The organism is Pseudomonas sp. BF-B-30 (assembly GCF_019956305.1).
GTDB classification, from domain to species: domain Bacteria; phylum Pseudomonadota; class Gammaproteobacteria; order Pseudomonadales; family Pseudomonadaceae; genus Aquipseudomonas; species Aquipseudomonas jessenii.
In genome coordinates, this window is sequence record NZ_JAHBDG010000079.1 from 1 (window position 1) to 1179 (window position 1179).

Consider the following 1179-nt stretch of genomic DNA (forward strand, 5'->3'; position numbering starts at 1 on the left):
CGCTTGTATGTTTAGACTTGAAGGGGTGGGCGGGACTAACAGCTCGATTCCGACTCTAGCCAGTACGGACCGTGGGAGACTTCTCGTTCCGCCCTTTCTACCTAAAGCGCCGATAAGGAATTCATCGGTAAAACCGACGATAGAGGCAAGCCAGCGCTACGGTAGACCCCGACAAGCATCTAAACCCTAGCTCCGAGGATTCGTCATGACAATCCTTACCTCACCAACGGTGGTTGGTATCGACGTGGCCAAGGCCGAAATCGTCGTTTACCGCGAGGACCTGGAAAATACCCAGTTCATCAGCAACGATCGCACGGCTATAGGCCGTTGGCTCAAGACCCTGCCGGCGCAAAGCTCGATTGCCCTGGAGGCCACCAGCCTCTACCACTTGGACGCGGCTGAACTGGCTCATGGCATGGGCCATCGCGTTTATGTTGTGGATGCTTATCGGGTGAGTCATTACCGCGAAAGTATTGGCCAGCGAGCAAAAACCGATCCGTGTGATGCCCGCCTGCTGGCACGTTATCTGTCCAGTGAGCAGCAACGGCTGCGGATCTGGAACCCACCGCCGCCGCTCTATACCGTGCTTAAAAGCTTGCTTAACAAACGTGCTCAACTGATAAAAGCCCACGTCGCGCTCATGCTGAGCTGGTCGAGCGAACCCCTTTTGAAAGCGCTATCGGCCCAGCAGTTGGAGCACTTCAAACAGTCTGATCAGGCTATTCAGAAGTTACTGCGTAAGGCTAGCCAAGAGGCTGGTATTAGCGAAAACATCAGACGCTGCAAAGCGATTGAAGGGATCGGCGAACTGACTGCTACTGGTTTGGCAACCACCTTCATGCGTGGTCATTTCGCCAGTGCCGATGCGTTCATTGCCTTTTTGGGGATGGATTTGAGAGCAAAGGATTCGGCGAAGAAGCACAGCCCCCGCCACTTGAGCAAAAAAGGTGATGGAGAGTTACGGCGACTTGCGCACAATGCCGCCATGGCGGCGTGCCGGTCTCCCGTCTGGAAGCCGTACTATGAGTGCTATTTGGCTAGAGGTCTGGCCAGAACTCAGGCCTTGGTCATTCTTGCCCGCAAGCTTTGCCGAGTGGCATTCGCCCTCATGAAAAACCAGAGCGAATACCAGCCGAATTTGAAGTTGCAGGGTTCCCCTGCAACATAGAATCTCCCACA

At 54.6% G+C, this 1179-nt stretch carries 1 protein-coding gene; it reads left to right on the forward strand.

Annotation, left to right across the window (positions count from 1 at the left end; genetic code table 11):
• Positions 1-205 precede the first annotated feature (205 nt).
• Positions 206-1168, forward strand: coding sequence for an IS110 family transposase (locus KGB29_RS26900; RefSeq protein ID WP_218544106.1), 963 nt, complete (start codon positions 206-208; stop codon positions 1166-1168).
• Positions 1169-1179: the final 11 nt, after the last annotated feature.

What these genes read in the sequence shown, in the direction of transcription:
- KGB29_RS26900 (WP_218544106.1), top strand. Translation starts at nt 206, where the DNA reads ATGACAATCCTTACCTCACCAACGGTGGTTGGTATCGACGTGGCCAAG.